The organism is Mesorhizobium sp. B263B2A, from assembly GCF_020165775.1.
GTDB classification, from domain to species: domain Bacteria; phylum Pseudomonadota; class Alphaproteobacteria; order Rhizobiales; family Rhizobiaceae; genus Mesorhizobium; species Mesorhizobium opportunistum.
Genome location: NZ_JAIUIU010000015.1, coordinates 44,383 through 62,531, shown reverse-complemented (window position 1 = coordinate 62,531; position 18,149 = coordinate 44,383). Strand labels below are relative to the sequence as shown.

The 18,149-nt window shown below is 62.4% G+C and carries 14 protein-coding genes, 1 pseudogene and 1 riboswitch; of the genes and pseudogenes, 5 read left to right on the top strand and 10 right to left on the bottom strand.

Features of this window, described 5'->3' with window-relative positions; genetic code table 11:
• Nucleotides 1-19 precede the first annotated feature (19 nt).
• Together LB568_RS22065 and LB568_RS22060 are read left to right on the top strand one after the other, a co-directional pair.
• The gene (locus tag LB568_RS22065) at nucleotides 20-595 is read left to right on the top strand and encodes a DUF308 domain-containing protein (protein WP_224731193.1); all 576 of its coding nucleotides are present in this window, start codon (nucleotides 20-22) and stop codon (nucleotides 593-595) included.
• A gap of 127 nt (nucleotides 596-722) precedes the next feature.
• Nucleotides 723-1,235, top strand: coding sequence for a CAP domain-containing protein (locus LB568_RS22060; RefSeq protein ID WP_224731192.1), 513 nt, complete (start codon nucleotides 723-725; stop codon nucleotides 1,233-1,235).
• A 261-nt stretch (nucleotides 1,236-1,496) separates the two neighbouring features.
• Here the strand turns inward: LB568_RS22060 and LB568_RS22055 are convergent, their stop codons facing one another.
• The 10 genes and pseudogenes from LB568_RS22055 to LB568_RS22010 form a co-directional block, all read right to left on the bottom strand.
• A complete protein-coding gene (locus LB568_RS22055; protein ID WP_013896140.1) occupies nucleotides 1,497-1,934 on the bottom strand; it encodes a hypothetical protein in 438 nt (145 codons plus the stop codon).
• A gap of 714 nt (nucleotides 1,935-2,648) precedes the next feature.
• Entirely contained in the window at nucleotides 2,649-3,068 is a 420-nt protein-coding gene (locus LB568_RS22050; RefSeq protein ID WP_224731191.1) for an ArsR/SmtB family transcription factor, read from the bottom strand.
• A gap of 564 nt (nucleotides 3,069-3,632) precedes the next feature.
• On the bottom strand, nucleotides 3,633-5,168 hold the full coding sequence (locus tag LB568_RS22045; protein ID WP_013896143.1) for a DHA2 family efflux MFS transporter permease subunit: 1,536 nt from the start codon (nucleotides 5,166-5,168) through the stop codon (nucleotides 3,633-3,635).
• Between the two features lie 307 nt (nucleotides 5,169-5,475).
• Entirely contained in the window at nucleotides 5,476-6,663 is a 1,188-nt protein-coding gene (locus LB568_RS22040) for an HlyD family secretion protein (RefSeq protein WP_013896144.1), read from the bottom strand.
• Nucleotides 6,660-7,139, bottom strand: a complete 480-nt coding sequence (locus tag LB568_RS22035; RefSeq protein WP_013896145.1) for a MarR family winged helix-turn-helix transcriptional regulator — start codon at nucleotides 7,137-7,139, stop codon at nucleotides 6,660-6,662. Before LB568_RS22035 ends, LB568_RS22040 begins: the two co-directional genes overlap by 4 nt.
• Nucleotides 7,140-7,296: 157 nt before the next feature.
• A pseudogene (locus LB568_RS22030) lies at nucleotides 7,297-7,422 on the bottom strand (iron ABC transporter permease); the annotation flags it as partial.
• A 480-nt stretch (nucleotides 7,423-7,902) separates the two neighbouring features.
• Nucleotides 7,903-8,952, bottom strand: coding sequence for a FecCD family ABC transporter permease (locus LB568_RS22025; protein WP_224731190.1), 1,050 nt, complete (start codon nucleotides 8,950-8,952; stop codon nucleotides 7,903-7,905).
• The gene (locus LB568_RS22020) at nucleotides 8,952-9,899 is read right to left on the bottom strand and encodes an ABC transporter substrate-binding protein (RefSeq protein ID WP_224731189.1); all 948 of its coding nucleotides are present in this window, start codon (nucleotides 9,897-9,899) and stop codon (nucleotides 8,952-8,954) included. Before LB568_RS22020 ends, LB568_RS22025 begins: the two co-directional genes overlap by 1 nt.
• 48 nt (nucleotides 9,900-9,947) lie before the next feature.
• Nucleotides 9,948-10,733 (bottom strand): ABC transporter ATP-binding protein, encoded by a 786-nt coding sequence (locus LB568_RS22015; RefSeq protein ID WP_224731188.1) that lies wholly within the window; start codon nucleotides 10,731-10,733, stop codon nucleotides 9,948-9,950.
• Nucleotides 10,730-11,194 carry a DUF1636 family protein gene (locus LB568_RS22010; RefSeq protein ID WP_224731187.1) on the bottom strand — a complete coding sequence of 155 codons (465 nt, stop codon included), beginning with the start codon at nucleotides 11,192-11,194 and terminating at the stop codon, nucleotides 10,730-10,732. Before LB568_RS22010 ends, LB568_RS22015 begins: the two co-directional genes overlap by 4 nt.
• Before the next feature lie 21 nt (nucleotides 11,195-11,215).
• Nucleotides 11,216-11,426: riboswitch (cobalamin riboswitch) on the bottom strand.
• Between the two features lie 353 nt (nucleotides 11,427-11,779).
• On the opposite strand from LB568_RS22010, the gene LB568_RS22005 reads away from it, so the two are divergent.
• The 3 genes from LB568_RS22005 to LB568_RS21995 all read left to right on the top strand — a co-directional run bounded on the left by LB568_RS22005 (nucleotide 11,780) and on the right by LB568_RS21995 (nucleotide 18,142).
• Entirely contained in the window at nucleotides 11,780-15,148 is a 3,369-nt protein-coding gene (locus LB568_RS22005) for an autotransporter outer membrane beta-barrel domain-containing protein (RefSeq protein WP_224731186.1), read from the top strand.
• Nucleotides 15,149-15,356: 208 nt separating this feature from the next.
• A complete protein-coding gene (locus LB568_RS22000; RefSeq protein ID WP_013896151.1) occupies nucleotides 15,357-15,776 on the top strand; it encodes an SgcJ/EcaC family oxidoreductase in 420 nt (139 codons plus the stop codon).
• 875 nt (nucleotides 15,777-16,651) lie between these two features.
• A complete protein-coding gene (locus tag LB568_RS21995) occupies nucleotides 16,652-18,142 on the top strand; it encodes a winged helix-turn-helix domain-containing tetratricopeptide repeat protein (RefSeq protein WP_013896152.1) in 1,491 nt (496 codons plus the stop codon).
• Nucleotides 18,143-18,149: the final 7 nt, after the last annotated feature.

Here is an 18,149-nt window from a genome sequence, read left to right as displayed (position 1 = left end):
TAGTCGAAAGGACAATCCAATGACGGTTCACAGTGGCGATCTTTCCCGCGCCAGCGAGGAACAATGGCTCAAACTCTACTACTTCGCCCGGACGGCATTCTCGGCGGCCTGGGTGGCGGCTGCCTTCACGGTGGGACAGCATTCCTTGGCGGTCGCCGCGGTTCTGCTCGTGGCTTATCCCGCATGGGATGCGCTGGCCAATTTTGTCGACGCATCGCGCAGTGGAGGATTAGGACGCAATCGCACGCAGGCCATCAACGTCCTGGCCAGCCTGGCGACAGCGCTCGCGGTGGTGCTCGCGCTGACGATGAGCATGAATTGGGTGCTCGGCGTGTTCGGTGTATGGGCGATCCTGTCCGGCCTGCTTCAGCTCGGCACCGCCGTCCGCCGTTGGAAGCGTTTTGGCGCGCAGTGGGCGATGATCCTGAGCGGCGGGCAATCAGCGCTGGCGGGCACGTTTTTCATCATCCAGGCGCGGATGCCGATGCCGCCCTCCATCACCAACGTGGCCGGCTATGCCGCGGTAGGCGCCTTCTACTTCCTGGTTTCGGCGGTGTGGCTGAGCGTGAGCCAATCGCGGCGGAAGACTGCATAGGCCCGCGGCCCCAGGCCGCCTCGTTGTCCCTAAGGATTGGCAGGAAACCGATTGGCGCAAAGGGCGGCGGCACGAAATTTTCGCCGCTTGCCCGTCAAAAGCCACGATCGCGACTATTCAGGCAGGAATGACCACTGCTGCTCATTCCCATTCCGCCGTCGAACCGCGCCGAAGCAGGCGTGCCCTTCTGATCGGTCTCGCGGCCCTGGCCGGCCTTGCCGCCTGCGGCACTGTTTCGCTGCCGACCGGGCAAGGTGCGGGTGTCTCGTCCTCCGCGACCGGCACGCTGGCAAGCCTGCGCGCCACCGCGGGGCTCGGGCCGCTCGTCCCCGATGCTCAGCTGGAGCAGTCAGCGCTGCAGCAGGCCGGTTATATGGCGTCGCGGGAGCGCATGAGCCACACCACGGGCTGGGGCAAGGATTTTGCCTCGCGTATGAAGGACAACGGAGTGCGGGGGGCCGCGGCCGAGAACATCGCCGAAGGCCGCTTCGACCAGCAAAAACTGTTCGACATCTGGATGCATTCGCAGGGCCACCGGCGCAACATACTCGATCCGGATTTCAGCCGCTTCGGGCTCGCCTATGTCCGCGACGGGCGTGACCCTAACCTGCGCTATTGGGCGCTGGTTCTGGGCAGGTAGAGCTTCCCGGCTATCCTACTTTCCTTACGTCGTGTTAGCGCGCTCCATGCCGGAACGACATCACTGGCTTCCAGGAGGGCGCGGTAGAGGCTGTCAACTTCCTCATCGATCTCTATCCCGCTTAATCCCGACTGCGTTACGTTCCAGCAACCGCTTCCTCATCTTGCACACCCATAACGCCTGCCGTGTGGCAGCTTGCCACCGCCACACGGACGGCTCGGCGACAAAGTCGCCACCGTGGCGAATGCGTCGTCGCAGATCTTAAGCTGGGATCAAGAGTGCAATTCGATGGATGCCAACCACGTTGCTGATGTTGGTGGCTTTATCCGACTTTCCCTTGCCGCAGCTGTAGAGGCCGCCGTCTTTGACGGTATAGGCCGGAATACCTTTCTTCTCGATTTTGAACTCACCGGCAATGATGTGGCAGATCATGTCCATGTCCATCATAGGCTGGTCGTCCGGATCGGAAGCTCCGGGTTGATAGATCACATCGATTATCTTGATGCTCTTGTAAGCACTGATCTGTGACTCCTGCTCCCCGACTTCCACCATCCGTCGTCCGTGTCCCATGTCCATACCATCAGTGACGCTATAGCTGGGAGCTGCCGCCTCCGCCGGCGCTGCTAATGAAAATACGGGGGTCGCGGCGGTCGCAGCGAGACCAAATTTAAGGGCTGATCTGCGATTAAGGTGTTCCATGTACGGTCCTCCCTTTGAGCAGTCGTGCGATAATTCGCGCGGGAGACTCGGCGCTCAAGTTCGAAAACTGTCAACTGTTGTCTCCGAAGCTGAGCAACAGTCAGCTCAGGCTGACTGGATTGCCGGCTCGGCGGCGAGCCAAATCGATCGTTAACAACATATGGAACATGGGATCTACCGCATCGCTGCGAAGAACGGCCTCAAGCCCGTGGCCCTTTGTACCGAGAGCCCTCTATCCACAGTGCGAGCGCGATTGTTGCCGAACGGCCCTTAACTTCAAAATTGCGGCCTCGATAGCTTCCTGCCGCAGTCCATACCGTTTTTGAGCGTTGTTTGATTGAGATGCCGCGACTGTTCGCCCACTCGAAAATCTTTGCGCGTATTTGTTGCACAAATCCCTCAGCCCCAAGTTATTCCCCAACAAAGCATTAGTACACCCTAATTCAGGCGAGAGAAATATGGGTCTCGCGATCCGAGGTTGGATAGCCTTTGTCGCAACGGTCGACAGATTGCAGTTGCGGACGGCGGTGAAACGGCCGTCGTCAAGCATCAGGAATACCGAAACGCAAATCCCGCCGCCCCATTCACGGCAGCGGCGGGCGTCCCTGGGATTCTGGGACTACACGGGCCGTTGGGACCCATGCTGGAGTGGGAGAAGCAAATGTCGTGCCGAGATTGCCTATGGTGAGACAGTGAAAGCCCGCGTCCGATACTTCAAGGTCGCTCTAGCGCACCAGACGGGGGCGCAGGAAGCGCATTGTTCCAGGCCAGAAGATCAAGCACTCTGATGACATCCTTGGCGGCTTCCGATTTGCAGGAATAGTACCGCCACCGGCCTTCGGCCCGACTTTCAACTATCCCCATTTCAACAAGCATGCCCAGGTGCTGCGAGAGGGAGTGCTGGGTCCCGCCCACGCGCGCGAGCAGGTCCGTCACCGTTCTCTCGCCGTCCATCAGATGAATGCAGGTCAAGAGGCGCTTCTCGTGCGCCAAGGCGGCCAGAAACTTCGCCACCACAACCGCCTGTTTCTGGAAGCTAAGGGGCTTGGCCGGCCGACGCCGCAGAGCAGGGTCGGCTTGGATTTCCGCAAGTCGCTGTCTGACGTATGAAACCATGCTCGTGCCGCCGATCAACAGTGACCCCGAATCGCTGAGATGCCTCTAATAAAGCAAATGATCAGAAAGCTCGCCAGCCGTGAAACCAGCGAGCTCCTGTCAGGGCAGGCTTGGAGTTGGGGGCATATCTGCCCTAACAGGAGCAAATTGCTGCTGAAGCTTTGTGCAGTCAATTCGTCCGAATGGGTACGGTCGGCTTCGGCCACAGCGTGGCCCACACCACTCGGGCGATGCGGGCCCGGCCGAGGCTTGGCGACCTTGACCGACAGCGTGAGGGACGCTGCCGTAGATGAAACTTGCCGACAAATGACGTTCCACTACCGCGTGACAGCGCTACTTCTTATCGAATGAATCGAGTGAACCGCGCCCCAAGTATCCGGCAGCTTCGATCCATAGCGCAAGCGCGGCCTTTGGGGAGCGCCCCTTCACCTCGTACTCGTGACCTCGATTGACTCCGACTGCGACCCATACGGTCTTTGAACGTTGCGTGATGACAATACCGCCTGCATTGTCGCAATCCATGATCTCGTTACTTTTCCCCTGTGTCATCGCGACCCCTCGGGTTTCGACATCAAAGGCCCGCTAGTCCATGTGTGCGGCAGGCGCGCCGCCGGCAGCCGGACTGGCCTTCGGCTTGCGCAGCAGGACGACAAACGGGATGGCCAGCAGCGTCATCATCATCAGTATCTTGAAGTCGTTGACGTAGGAGATCATCATGGCCTGGAGGTTGACCATGCGATCGACCTCCGACAGCGCCATCGGATCGCCGCCCGCAGCCGCCGGCGAGACCGCCCAGAGATTGGGATTGAACGGGTTGATGAACGCCGAAAGCTCGGTGTGATTGACCTGCGTGTTGCGCACCATCAAGACCGTCACCACCGACACGCCGATGGACGAACCGAGGTTGCGCACCAGGCTGAACAAAGCGGTGGCATCGGTGCGGAAGCGCACGTCGAGCGTGGCGAAGGCTACCGTCGACAGCGGCACGAACACCATTCCCATGCCCAGGCCCTGGATGACGCCGGAGCTGAGGATCAGCCAGTTGTCCATCTGGGGCGTGAAGCTGGACATGGTGTAGAGCGACTGCGCGGTCAAGAGAAAGCCGATGACGACCAGGATCCTGGCGTCGATCCTGTTCATGAGCCGCCCGACGACGAGCATCGAAATCATCGTGCCGACACCGCGCGGCCCCAGGACGATGCCGATGGTGACGGTCGGATAGCCGAAGATGGTCGACAGCATTGGCGGCAGCAACGACATCGAGGCGAGGATCAGCACGCCCATCACGAAGATGAAGGCGAGCCCGGTCACGAAATTGCGGTCGAGGAAGATCTTGGGATCGATGAAAGGACGTTCCGCCGTCACCGTGTGAATGATGAACACCCAGAAGCCGGTGATCGAAAGAGCAAGCTCGATCCAGATTTCGACCGACGAAAACCAGTCGACCTCGCCGCCGCGATCGAGCAGCAGCTGCAGCGCACCGACGCCCAGCGATAGCATGGCAAAGCCGAAGAAATCGAAGCTGCGCACCCGCCGGGCAACTGCCGGCAGATAGGCGGCCATGCCCAGGAAGGCGATGATACCGACCGGCAAATTGATAAAGAACACCCAGCGCCAGTTGAAATTCTCGGTCAGCCAGCCACCCAGCGTCGGGCCCAGGATCGGCCCCAGCATGATGCCGGCGCCCCAGATGGCCATCGCCTGGCCGTGGCGTTCCCTGGGATTGATGTCGAGCAGGAAGGTCTGCGACAGCGGCACGATGGCGGCGCCGAACACGCCCTGCATCAGACGGAAGAACACTATGCTCTCCAGGCTCCAGGCGATACCGCACAGCATCGAAAACACGGTGAAGCCGACAACCGCCCCCAGGAACAGTTCCTTGCGGCCGAAGCGGTCGGCGAGCCAGCCGGTCACCGGCGTCATGATGGCGGCGGCCACGATGTAGGAGGTCAGCACCCAGTTGATGTTGTCGGGCGAGGCGCCGAGATCGCCGGTCATGGTCGGCAGCGCGACGTTGGCGATCGTGGTGTCAAGCGCCTGCATGATCGTCGCCAGCATCAGCGCGACCGTGATCAGGCCGCGATGCGGCACTTCCTTGAAAGGTTCGGGCGTGCTCATGGCGTTGAACTTCCAGCCGGTAACAAAAACGTGTACAACGGGTTTCCGGGCGGCAATGCCTTCCGTTGAGAGACCCTCATCGCGGTGGGACGCGATTTGTCGATGTGGGGGTTACATCGACCGAAGTCTCCGATGAGCGGATGTCTGCCGCCCGGAAACATGAGGACCGACGGGTCCGTGTCGAAGGTTTCAAAATTCGGGCAAGCCGCGACGCGGTTCGGCCAAACGCTGATCCTTCCAACCACTCCCATCAGACCAATCCTGCTGTTCGCTTCCACCCGCCTGGTCCCCGCGGGCTTCGCTGTCTCTACTGCGCGGTCTCGCCGGCCGTGGCGTGACCGAAGATCGATGGCCAGCCACGCGCCACGCCGGTGTCGACGGTGACGGCGGCGCTCATGCCGGTGCGCAGCGCCATCTTGGCGTCGGGATCCGTCAGCTCCAGGCGCACCGGAATGCGCTGCGTGACCTTGACCCAGTTGCCGGTGGCGTTCTGCGCCGGAAGCAGCGAAAACTCTGCCCCGGTGCCGGCGCCGATCGCCTTGACCGTCGCCTCGAAGGTGCGGCCGGGATAGGTGTCGACCACGATCTCGGCCTTCTGGCCGGGCTTCATGTGGGTCAGCTGCGTTTCCTTGAAATTGGCGTCGATCCAGGTGTCACCGGTCTCGACCAGCGCAAACAAGGGCGTGCCGGAACCGACATACTGGCCGACCTTGAACGAGGAGGCCTGGCTGATGACGCCATCGGCGGGCGCCCTGACCGTGGTTTGCGCCAGGTCGTAGGCGGCCTTGTCGCGCGCGGCGAGCGCCGCCATCACTGTCGGATGCTTGTCGGTCTCGATGTCGGGATTGCCGGCAAGTGCCGCCTTGGCGCTGATGATGCCCTGCTCGGCAACCGCCAACTGCTGCCTGGCCTTGTCGAGATCGTTCTTGGCCTGATCGAGTGACGACTTGGCGTTGATGCCCTTCTGGGCAAGGTCTGCGGCGCGGTCGTATTGCGACTGGGCGAAGGCGACCTCGCTGGCATCCGACTTTTGCTGCGCCGTCGCCTGGCTGTAGGCCGCGCGCAACTGCTCGATACCGACGCGTGCGACCGCGACCGCCGCGTCGGCCTGGGCCAATGCGATGCGGTAGGGCTCGGGGTCGATGGCAAACAGCACATCGCCCTGCTTGACCAGCTGGTTGTCGGATATGGCGACCTTAACGATGCGGCCAGCCGTATCCGAGGCGATCGACACCTTGGCCTGCTGCAGGTTGGCGTTCTCCGTCTCCTGGTAGCGCCCGCCGGTGACCCAGACATAGCCGCCGCCGATGGCCAGCGCCGCCGGCAAGGCAAACATCAAGAGCGAGCGGCCGATGCCGCGCTTTTTCTTTGGTGCCGGGGCCGGCTCCGGCACCACCGGGGCCGCCGCGACGGGCGTGGCGGCCGGCTTGGCCGGCGCTTCCATCTCCACCTTGGGAGTGCTCTCGTTCTCGTCTATCTTCGCTACGGCATTCATGCTGCTGCGCCTTCTGTATTCTTGACCTTTTCGTCGGACGGCGAATCGCCGTCGCCGAGATTCTGTGCCATTGCGTCGAGCGCCCTGATCAGGACGCGACGATCCTCCGGCGAAACGCCGACGAGCGATTCTTCATAGACTTCGCCAGCCAGGCTCTTGACCTCCGCATAGGCGGCACTCGCCTTGGCGGTCGGGAAAATCATGCGCACGCGGCGATCGGCGGCGTCGGCGCGGCGTTCGATCCAGCCGCCCTCCTCCATCCGGTCGACAAGGCGTGAAACGCTGATCGGCTCGATCTCGAGCAGTTCGGCGAGCCGCGCCTGCGTGATGCCCGCTTCCTTGGCGACGCGCACCATCAGCCGCCATTGCGCCGAGGACAGGCCAAGGCCGCTGGCGCGCGTTTCGAAACGCTTGCGCATCAAGCGCTGCACGTCGTGGATCAAAAATCCCAATCTGTCCAAGCCATCTGAAACCATGAGCGGTATATATAATAAGCGTGCTTACCATTCAAGCGCCACATTGCAGTTGAAAGCCGGCAAATGTGCATGGCAGTCGTGCGACGCGATCATGGTTAGCGCCAGGTGAACGAGGCGCCTCCGGAAACAGCCGAACTGGGCCCAGAACCTGCTGCTTTCACAGGCGGTTTCGGACGACGACGAAGAAGGCGCCGAGCGAACTGGTGATGATTGCGATGGGCAGTTCTTGCGGCGGCAGCAAAGTCCGGGCCAGGAGTTCGCCTGCCAGCAGCGGCGCGGGACCGGTGCAATCGCCATCCTGACGGGCACGGCTGCCCAGCAAGCGCCGTCGTACTCCGTCGAAAGGACATGCCAGGCTGGCCGATTGCGGTATCCGGGCGTCGTCACTCCCCTTGAGAAAGGCAGTATAATTCAGGCGTTCCCGACGCTGGATTGGCCGGTTTCGGCGAACAGGAGGGTAAGATGCTACGCGCAATATTCAGGGTTCTGGCTATCGTCGTCCTCTGCTCCACCGCCGTCGGAATCACGGCAAGTCTGACCATGGCTGACACGCGCGACGCGGGCCACAAGCCGGGTGATAGGGGCCACTAGGCCCACTGCCCAATGCCGACGTGCGATCGGGCAATTCGCCGCGGCCCAAGTTGATGGCCCGTTGCTCCCGCAGCGGGCCTATCTTTCGCCTAGGGCGGCAGGACCAGCGCCGCGAGCACCAGGTGAACGACGCGACCCCGGAAACAGCCGAACTGAGCAGGACACGCTGCCTTCACACGCGGTTCCGGACGACCATGGTGACGACGAAGAAGGCGCCAAGCGAGCTGGTGATGATGCCGATGGGCAGTTCCTGCGGCGGCAGCAATGTCCGGGCCAGGAGATCGCTTGCCAGCAAGAGCACCGCCCCGAATAGCGCGCAGCTCGCGATCAGGCGCAGATGCAAGGGACCGGCCAGCGGGCGCGACAGATGCGGGATCATCAACCCGACAAAGCCGATGACGCCGGCGACGGAGACCAGGATTGCCGTCGAGAAGGCGGCGACGAGAAATGTCGCCCGGCGCATCCGCGCCACCGGCACGCCAAGGCTCTCGGCGGCACTTTCACCGGCCAGGAAAGCGTCCAACCGGCGATGGTTCCAGAGCCCGTAAACCGCAATCGTGCCGGCGCCCACCGCAGCCAGCCAGACATTGTCCCAGCGCGCCAGTCCAAGCCCGCCCATCGTCCAGAACAGCACCGAATGGGCCGCGCGCTGGTCTCCGGCAAAGACCAAATAGTTGGTCAATGCCGTGAACATGAAGGAGACGGCAAGGCCGGCGAGGATCAGCCGTTCCGGGCCTTGCCCCCGCACCCGCGTGACCAGCAGCAGGACGATGCAGGCCGCCAGTATGCCGCCGGTGAAAGCCGCGACCGGCAAGGTCCAGGTGCCGAAACTGTCGCCAAAGACGGTGATGACGGAAACCGCGCCTGCCGCGGCTCCCGACGACAGGCCGAACAGGAAAGGATCGGCTAGATCGTTGCGAGTCACCGTCTGCAAAAGCGCACCGACGATGCCCAGGCCCCCGCCGACACAGATCGCCAGGATCGTACGCGGCAACCTGAGATCGACGACGATCTTGCCGATCGGGCCCGATACCGAATGTTCCTCCAGCCCGATGGCATGGCCAAGTGCGGCAATGACATCCCTCATCGGTATCAGCGTCGACCCATAGGCGATCGACAGCAGCACCAGGGCCGCCATCGCCACCGCGCCCGCCGCCATGGCCAGCGTGAATGCCTTGTGCCCCGAAAGCGCGCCGGATTTATGCGTAAGCGCAAGATGCATCAGAACGCTTCCGGATGCATCGCCCTGGCGATCTTGCCGATCGCCTCGATGTTTGCCGGTCCGGGCGTCAGTTCGGCATAGCGCAGCGCCACGAAGCGCTCGTTTTTGACCGCGTCCGTCTCCTTCATCGCCGGGTGTTCTTTAAGGAAATCGAGCAGCTTCCTGTAGCCGCCGCCATCCTGGTAGTCGAGCAGGATGAGGAATTGCGGGTTGCGCGACGCCACCGTTTCCCAGTCCGTGTTGCCCCAGCTGGTGTCCATGTCGGCCATGATGTTGTCGCCGCCGGCCGCCGTGATCATGGCGCTGGGGATGGCGAATTTCCCGGCGGTGAACGGCTTGTCCTCGCCGGAATCGTAGAGGAACACCCGCGTTCCCTTGGCGCTGCCGACTTTCGCGGTGATATCGGCCAGTTGTGCCTTCCAGCCGGAGACGAGCTTTTCCGCGTCGGCTTCCTTGCCGAAGATCTTGCCCAGCTTTTCGACGTCGCCATAGAGCAGGTCCATCGAGGCGGCGGACCTGCTCTTGTCGAGATGGACGCAGCTTTCGGTCAGCACAAGCGTCTTGATGCCGTGCGGAGCCAGCGTGTCGGGCGTCACCTCGCCACCCGGCTTCATGCCGTAGTACCAGCCGGCAAAAAAGAAATCGGGCTCGGCGGCGACCAGGTTTTCGAGCGTCGGGTATTTTGGCGCCAGTTCCGGGATGGAGCCCTGCTCGGCCTTGAATTCGGGACCGACCTTGTACCATCCGGTGATGCCGGTCAGGCCGACGATCGACGGCTGCAGCTTCAGCGCGAAGGCCATCTCGGCCATGTTGAGATCCTGGATGACGGCGCGCTTGGGCGGCGCGTCGAAGGTCAGCGGCTTGCCGCAGCTGTCGACGGTGACGGGAAAGGCGAAGGCCGTCGAGGCCAGCAGCGAGAAGAAGAGCGACATAGCGAGACGTTTCACGGATTTTGCTCCTTGGCTGAACAGTGTCGGATGAGGAATGGTCTTCGATCAGGAAGACGGCGCGGCGCGGTTCGGAACGTCGAACACCGTCAGTTCCCGGTCTTCGGTCGGATGGCGCAGGCGAAACACATCGACGCCGAAGATCTCGCGGATCAGCTGTTGGGTGAGTGCTTCGCGCGGTGCCGCCAGCGCATGCAGCCGGGCTTCGTTCATCACCGCGACCCTGGTGGCGAAGGGTGCCACCAACGCCAGATCGTGCAGCACCGCGATCACCGTCATGCCGAAGCCGGCGACGAGTTCGAGCAATTCGCCACGGGCGCGCGGATCGAGATGGTTGGTCGGCTCGTCGAGGAACAACACCTTCGGTTGCTGTGCGACGGCGCGGGCAAGCTGGGAGCGTTGGCGCTCGCCGCCCGACAGCGAGCCGATGGTGCGGCCAAGCAGCGGCAACAGGCCGGTCCGGCGCAGCGCGTCAACGACGATGTCGCGTTCCTCGCTCCTGCGCCTCAAGCCGGCATGCGGGACGCGGCCAAGTTCGACATAGTCGATTACCGCGAGCCGCGGATCCGGCTGGTCGGTCTGGCCGACGACGGCGATGTGCAGCGCGCGCTCGGCGGCCGAAATCCTGTCCAGGCGCCGGCCGCCAAGCTTCACCTCCCCGGAACTGGGCCTGAGCATGCCCGACAGCATGCGCAGCAGCGTGGTCTTGCCGGCGCCGTTGGGGCCGATGATGGCGAGCCGATCGCCCGATGCCACCGACAGGCTGACCGACAGGACCAGGTCCCGGCCGTTCGCCGTCGCGCCCAGATCGCGCGCTTCGAGAAGCGGCGTCATCGGTTTCCCTCCGCAGGCGTGCCCGGGATGCGGGCCACGGTCTTGCCGGCCAGTCGCGGCGGACGTTGCCCGGAGTTGCACCAGCCGTCGGCGAGCGAGGCATAGAGGCTGGCGAACTGCGCGAGATCGCCGGCATCGGCTTGCGCATCGATCGACCCGAACAGATAAGCGGCCTTGCCCGGCGCCTGGAAGGCCACCGTCAGCGGCCGCGCGCAGCCCGCCATGCACTCGACGCCCTCGACCGTGAAGCCTTGCGCCACCGCAGGGGCCGAGAGCCGGGAGCGCAGGATGTACAAGCTTTCGCCCGACCTGATCCCACTCGGGACGTCGCGGCAAAGCGTGCACACGATGATGCGGTGAATGAGATGAATGGGATCGATGGCGCCGTCCAACTTTCCGTCACTTTCCAAAACTGGCGACGGAAGGATGTTGGCGAGCCGGCCGACAAGACCGACGTCCACGTCTCCTCCCGGCACACCCCGTCCGGTCAACTCCGTAATGGCAGGTCTCCTGGCTCGCGGGTCTCGGCTCGATCCTGCCTTCCCAGCCTTGCCGGCCAGTGGCATTTCGGATCTTGCTCACCGCTTACAGTTGCGGGGGCAGCCACGGTCTCGACCCCTTTCCGGGGATCTCACCGTGTTCCCTTTTCACCCCTTGCCTTTCGGCGCGGGGACCATCACGCACCCACCGTAGATTTCCATCGATCGCACCGCAACGGTTTTTGCGATGCTATTTATTAATGTAATAACATTACGTGTGAAGCGACATTTGCGGATAATGTCAACCCCTATTGTCTGGAAAGCCGAGACGTCTGCCGGCAGAGAGGGCCGGCCAAGCGATCCCTCGATCAATGCCACCGCAGGCCCGCCCCCCTGTATAGTTTTATGGGCTAATTTAGATACTACAAATATAAATTTTGTCCTCACCGCTATATAGTTGCAGTTGCACAACATTCTTAGCGTTTTGGTAGTCCTCTGGACTATAGATGGATTGCCGGGCGGTAGCATTCATGCTGCGTTCGGGCATCTGGAATTAGGGGCGAAGGCATGGTGGGACGGGTTCACGCGCGCGGCGGGGTTTTGACTGCAGCGCGCGGCCGGTTTTTGGCGGGGGCTTCCCTGGCAGTGCTGGTCGTTGCCGGGGTGGCGCCGCGCCAGGCGATCGCGGGCAACTACGTCGCCAACAGCGATGGCTCGCTTCGCGCCGCGATTACCGCCGCGAATGCCGATCCTGATCCTAACGCGACGATCACGTTGACCGGCAGCTTCACCGTGTCGTCCACCAGCCTTCCGACGTCGACTAAGCCGCTGACGATCGACACGCAAGGTTTCACCCTCTTTGGCGCACCGGGCAGCGGCGTCGCAATTTCCGGCGCTGGCGCCGTGCGGACGCTGATGGGCACGTTCAAGGGCTCGGATGGCGGCACTTCATCAGCGGGCCTGCAGATCCGGACTGGGGCCGCGGTGATCAATATGGGCTTGGTTCAAGGCGGAACCGGGCCTTCAGGATCCGGCGGTTCGGGCGTCGATTTCGGCGGCCCGGGCGCTGTCGCGAGCTTGACCAATCACGGCACCATCCGCGGTGGGCCGGCTACGAGCGGCAACGGCGGCATTGGCGTCTACGTTCGAAATGGCGCCGGTCAGATCATCAACACCGGCACCATCGAAAGCGGTGGCCCGGGTGGGGGCGCTATCGCAGCCAACGGCGCTACCGTCTCACTCGATATTGTCAACAGCGGCGTGATCCGGGCCGGTGCCGGCGCTAACGCAATCGGCTGGATTTCGAGCGTCACGCCGACGACGGGCGTAATCAACCTCGAGCTCCAGGACGGCTCGCAGATTTTCGGCAATGTGGTGGCGAACGCCACGGCGACCACCGACCGCCTCCGGCTCAACGGAACCGGCTTCTCTGTCCTGGATGGTTCGATTGGCGCCGCCGGGCAGTATCGCAACTTCGATATTTTCGAGAAGACCGGCAGCGGCACCTGGGCACTGACGGCCGACAACACGGCGACCACCAACTGGGATATCCAGCAAGGCACGCTGCAACTGGGAAATGGTGGCACCAGCGGCTCGATCATCGGCGACGTCACCAACGCCGGCATGCTCGCCTTCAACCGCAGCGATGCGCTGACCTATGGCGGCGTTATCAGCGGCACTGGCTCGGTCAGCCAGATCGGCAGCGGAACGACGATCCTGACCGGCGCCAACACCTATAGCGGCGGCACGGTGATCAACGCCGGGACACTTCAAGTGGCCGCCGACGGCAATCTCGGCGCGACTTCGGGCAATCTCAGTTTCGGCGGCGGCACGTTGCGCACGACCGCCAGCTTTTCCACTGCCCGCAATGTCCAGCTCAATGGCAATGGCGGCTTTGAAACGGCCGGAGGCACGCAACTGGACCTTACCGGGCAGGTGACCGGCGCCGGCACGCTGGTCAAGCACGGCTTGGGTACCCTCAATGTCATCAACTTATCCAACAGCTACACGGGCGGCAACATCGTCAATGCCGGCACGCTTGTCGGCAATGCAGCCTCGATCCGGGGCGACATCGGCAATGCCGGCACGGTCGTCTTCGACCAGTCGATGGACGCCAGCTTTGCCGGCGATATCTCCGGCACCGGCGCGATGGTGAAGGATGGTGCCGGCACGCTGACCCTTTCAGGCACGTCGCTGCTGGACTGGACCATCGACCAAGGCGGCCTCGTCGCGGCGGCCGAGCGCTTCGGCGGCGATGTCTCGATCGGCGCCGGCGCCTCGTTCACCTTCGACCAGACCGCCAATGCGAGCTATGCCGGCGCGCTCTCGGGCGCCGGAAATTTCGTCAAGGACGGCTTGGGAACAGTGGTTCTGACCTCGGACAACTCGGCTTTCGCCGGCGCCACTTTGGTCAATGGCGGCACGCTCGCCGCGGGCGCGGCCAACGCGTTCAGTTCCGCTTCGCAGTTCTCGGTCGCCTCGGGCGCGACGCTCGATCTCGCCGGCACCTCGCAGACGACCGCAGGGCTGACCAACGCCGGAACGGTGGGCATTGCCGGCAGTCTTGGAAGCAAGCTGACCGTCAGCGGCGACTATGTCGGCAATGGGGGCAATATTCTCATCGGCACCGCCCTGGGTGCAGACAACTCACAAACCAACATGATGGTTATCGCCGGGGGTACGTCAGGCACGGGCACGCTCCAGGTCGTCAATCTCGGCGGCGGCGGGGCGCAGACGGTCGAAGGCATCAAGATCGTCGATGTCGGCGGCGTCTCGAATGGCAGCTTCTCGCTAAAGGGCAACTACACCTTCGAAGGCGATCAGGCGGTGGTCGGCGGCGCCTATGCCTACCGGCTCTACCAGGGCGGCACGAGCACACCCGGCGACGGCGACTGGTATCTGCGTTCCGCCCTGATCGATGGCGGTGGACCCGGAACGCCGCTCTATCAGGCCGGCGCACCGCTGTACGAGGCCTATGCGGGTGCGCTGCAGACGTTCAACCAGCTAGGCACGCTCCAGCAGCGACTCGGCAACCGGTCGTGGACCGTGGAAGCGCAAGGCGCCGACGGGGTTTCCGACGATGTGAGGGCCGAGGCAGGCATCGGCCTGTGGGGCAGGATCGAGGGCACCAGCGGCTCCTACGATCCGGAAAACTCCACAACCGGGACGACTTACGACACTTCGACCTGGAAGCTTCAGACTGGCGCAGACATGCTCCTTTCCGACACCGCCGCCGGTCAGCTCATCGGCGGTGTCGCTTTCCAGTACGGCACCGTATCAGCCGATGTCTCGTCGCTATTCGGCGGCGGGTCGATCGACAGCACCGGCACCGGCGTTTCAGGCTCGCTGACCTGGTACGGCGCGGAAGGGTTCTACCTCGACAGCCAGGCGCAGGTGATCTGGTATGACAGCGATCTCGACTCGGCGACCGCCGGACAGCGGCTGGTCGATGGTAACAACGGCGTCGGCTACGCACTCGGCGTCGAAGCGGGCAAGCGTATCATGCTCGACCCGAGCTGGTCGCTGACGCCGCAAGCGCAGCTTGCCTGGTCGTCCGTCGACCTCGACGCGTTCACCGACGCCTTCGGCGCAAGAGTTGCTCCCGGCAGCAACGACAGCCTGCTTGGCCGTCTCGGCCTGTCGCTGGACCACCAGTCACAGTGGCAGGACCGCAGCGGCCGGACCGGGCACACGAATGTCTACACGATCGCCAACCTTTATTACGATTTCGAGGACGGCTCGTCGGTCGACCTGGCCGGCAGTACCCTCTCAAGCCGAAACGAGCGGCTATGGGGCGGTCTCGGCATCGGCGGCACGATCAACTGGGCCGACGACAAGTTCTCCGTCTTTGGCGAAGCTGTCGCCCGCACGGGGTTGGAGAACTTCGGTGACAGCCATGCACTGACGGGTTCGCTCGGTTTGCGGGTCAAGTGGTAGAAGGCCTGTGGCCGTCAGTCCATTGCGGAACCTGCCGCTCAGCGTGCTGCGTGGCGGCCATGATCGACCCGACCGTTTTCACCACCGAGAAAGCCGAGCAGCATCCCGCATCCGATGCCGCGTTTCAGTTGAAATTTGACTTTTGCAGTGGTCGCATCGGCTGCCGGCCCCTGTATGGTTAGCGGAAGTATTCAGGAGGCGTGGGGTCATGAGCGTGACGAACGGCAAGCCCGAGCATGTCGCTGCCGCTTTTGCGAACGCTTGGAACCGGCACGACATGGATGAGTTCGCATCTCTGTTCGCTTCCGATGCTAATTTCGTCAACGTCGTAGGTGTCTGGTGGAAGAACCGGTCCGAAATCGAAGCAGCGCACCGAGCCACTCATGACACCATGTTTCGGGATAGCCGCCTGGAAGGCGATGTCTCGTCGGTTGTGGAATTGGCTCAGGGGCTTGCTTCCATTCACTACAGTTGGACCCTAACGGGAGCATCTGCTCCGGACGGAACCCCGGTCGGGATCAGGAAGGGCATATTGCTTCTGATCGTCCAAGAAGGGCGGTCGGGATGGCGCATCAAGGTGGCTCAGAACACGGATATTGTTCCTGCCATCATCGCCCCTGCAGCTTGAGCCTGCGCACCGAAAACGGCGCGCGAAGCTGCCATTCTCCGGCAGGCGACCCCAAAACAAACAAGGCCCCTGCACAGCGTGGCGATGACGCTGGATCACGCAAAGTTTTGTGATTTGGTGGTGGATGCGCTGGAGCGGTCGACGAAGGGTTTGGGGTGACGTGCGAGGCTGGTTGTCATTTCCCTTCTATCCGGCACGCGGGGACATCCGCCAACATCGGCGGCAGGATTCCCATGATGTCGCCTTTGGGGGCTGGTTCCGGACAATCCGCTTTCGGGCATCGGCCGTGAGATAGCTGCCATTCAATCACCGGTGACCGAACGGCAGCAACCGACCATCCCGATCGTTCCATGGTCACGTACGGTTCTAGAAAGCCGCTGCTGCTAGCACGTTCACCTGTCCGCACGATCGGGCCAGAGAGCGGTTCGTCTGCTGCCTTGCAAAGATTGCGGATAGCTTGCGTTCTTCGATAGGCGCGAACATTTCACCAAGTAGGGTCCCGCCCTTCAAAATCTTTGTCTGGCGCGATCTTGGGCTGGCGATCGTGACTGACAAGGGGATCCACGTAGGCCATCCTGAATGCGTCGCCGACCAAACATGCCATGGCAATCAGTAACGCTCGGGATCCTCGAAGGCTTCGTCGAGCCACGACTGTGCTCCGGATAACTATTGAACCAAAATGGACTTGGGGATCAGTCGAAATGTCGGTCATGGGTTCTCCTGCAGCGCTAAGGATGACACCGCTCCATGCCTGCGTCCTTGTCCGAGACCTGAAGACTCCTCAACGAACCTGAACACTCCTGAAGTTCGCCATCAGGACCGTCTTCAGCTATCCTGCTTCAGCTATCTTGCCCTGAAGCGACAGGTCTTTGGTGATGGACGTGGAATTCGGCAACTTTCGCCTGAAACGTACCGAGCGGCTGCTGCTTGGACCCACGGGACCGGTCGAGCTTTCGGCGCGATCCTTTGACATCCTAGCGGCGTTGTTGGACCGGCCGGACGAGGTGATCGGCAAGGCCGAACTCTTCGATGCCGCCTGGCCCGGCTTGGTGGTGGAGGAGAATACGCTCCAGGTCCATGTTTCCGCGCTGCGAAAACTGCTGCCCGTTGAAATGATCGTGACGGTGCATGGTCGCGGCTACAAGTATGCTGGTCCCAAGCCCTCTGCGGCGACCGACCCGGCTTCGATGCAAGCCAGACCCTCCATCGCCGTTCTTCCCTTCGACAACATGAGCGGCGATCCCGAGCAGGACTATTTTAGCGACGGGATTACTGAAGACATCATCGCGCAGCTCGGCAAATTCAGGGAATTCCTGGTCATCGGGCGGAATTCGTCCTTCCGCGTTCGTGGTAAGAAGGGGGACCTCGCCGAGGTCGCGATGAGGCTTGGTGTCCAGTATGTCGTGGAAGGCAGTGTTCGGAAAATCGGTAGCCGCATCAGGGTCAGCGTGCAGCTGACGGACGCAGCTTCCATGGCTCATGTATGGGGCGAGCACTACGACCGCCAGCTCGATGACATTTTCGCCATCCAGGACGACATCACCCAGATGATCGCGGCTCGGCTGGCGCGACAGGCCAGAACGGCGATAGCATCGCGCGCCAGGGCTCACCCGACCGGAAATGTCTCCGCGTACGAAAACTACCTTCGGGCGCTCCAGCTTGTCAGCCAGCTTGAAACGGCAGTCCAAGCGGCGCCGTTCCTGGGCATTGCGGTCAAGCTCGATCCCGACTTCGCAGGGGCGCTCGGCATGCTCAGCTTTGTCGAGACGATCAAATACTTCTGGTCCAACGACATCAACGATGTCGAGGTTGGGCTACGGACGGCGAAAGCCGCCCTGCAACTCGATTCCGAAGAGGCCTACGCGCATCTCGCCAACGGTTTCGCCTCGATGTTCCTGCGCCGATTCCGAGAAGCCGAAACTAGTCTCGACCGTGCCGTCTCCCTCAATCCGAACGATCCGTTCATACTCATCTACAACGCTCTTCTACTCAACTACGTCGGCAAGTACGATGCTGCGCTTCGCGAACTGGAGCAGGCCCGGCGCCGCGACCCGTTCGCAGTAGGATGGTTTAATGATGTGCTCGGTATCATACTCACGAACGCAGGACGCTACCGCGAGGGGTTGGCCAGCTTCGCCAAAATGCCAACCCTGCACTCATGGTCGCTTGTCTACGTCGCCATCTGCCATGCAGAACTGGGCGAAACCGCGCAGGCCGGGGGAGCTCTCGCGCGCGTAAGGTCATCCTGTTCCCGGCATGTAGGAAATTCCCTGGACGACATTCTGACAGAAGAGGTGGTCCACGAAGACCCTGCCGTACTCGACCGTTATCGCTCGATCCTGCAGCGCGTTGAGGAGGAAAAATGAGCTTTCT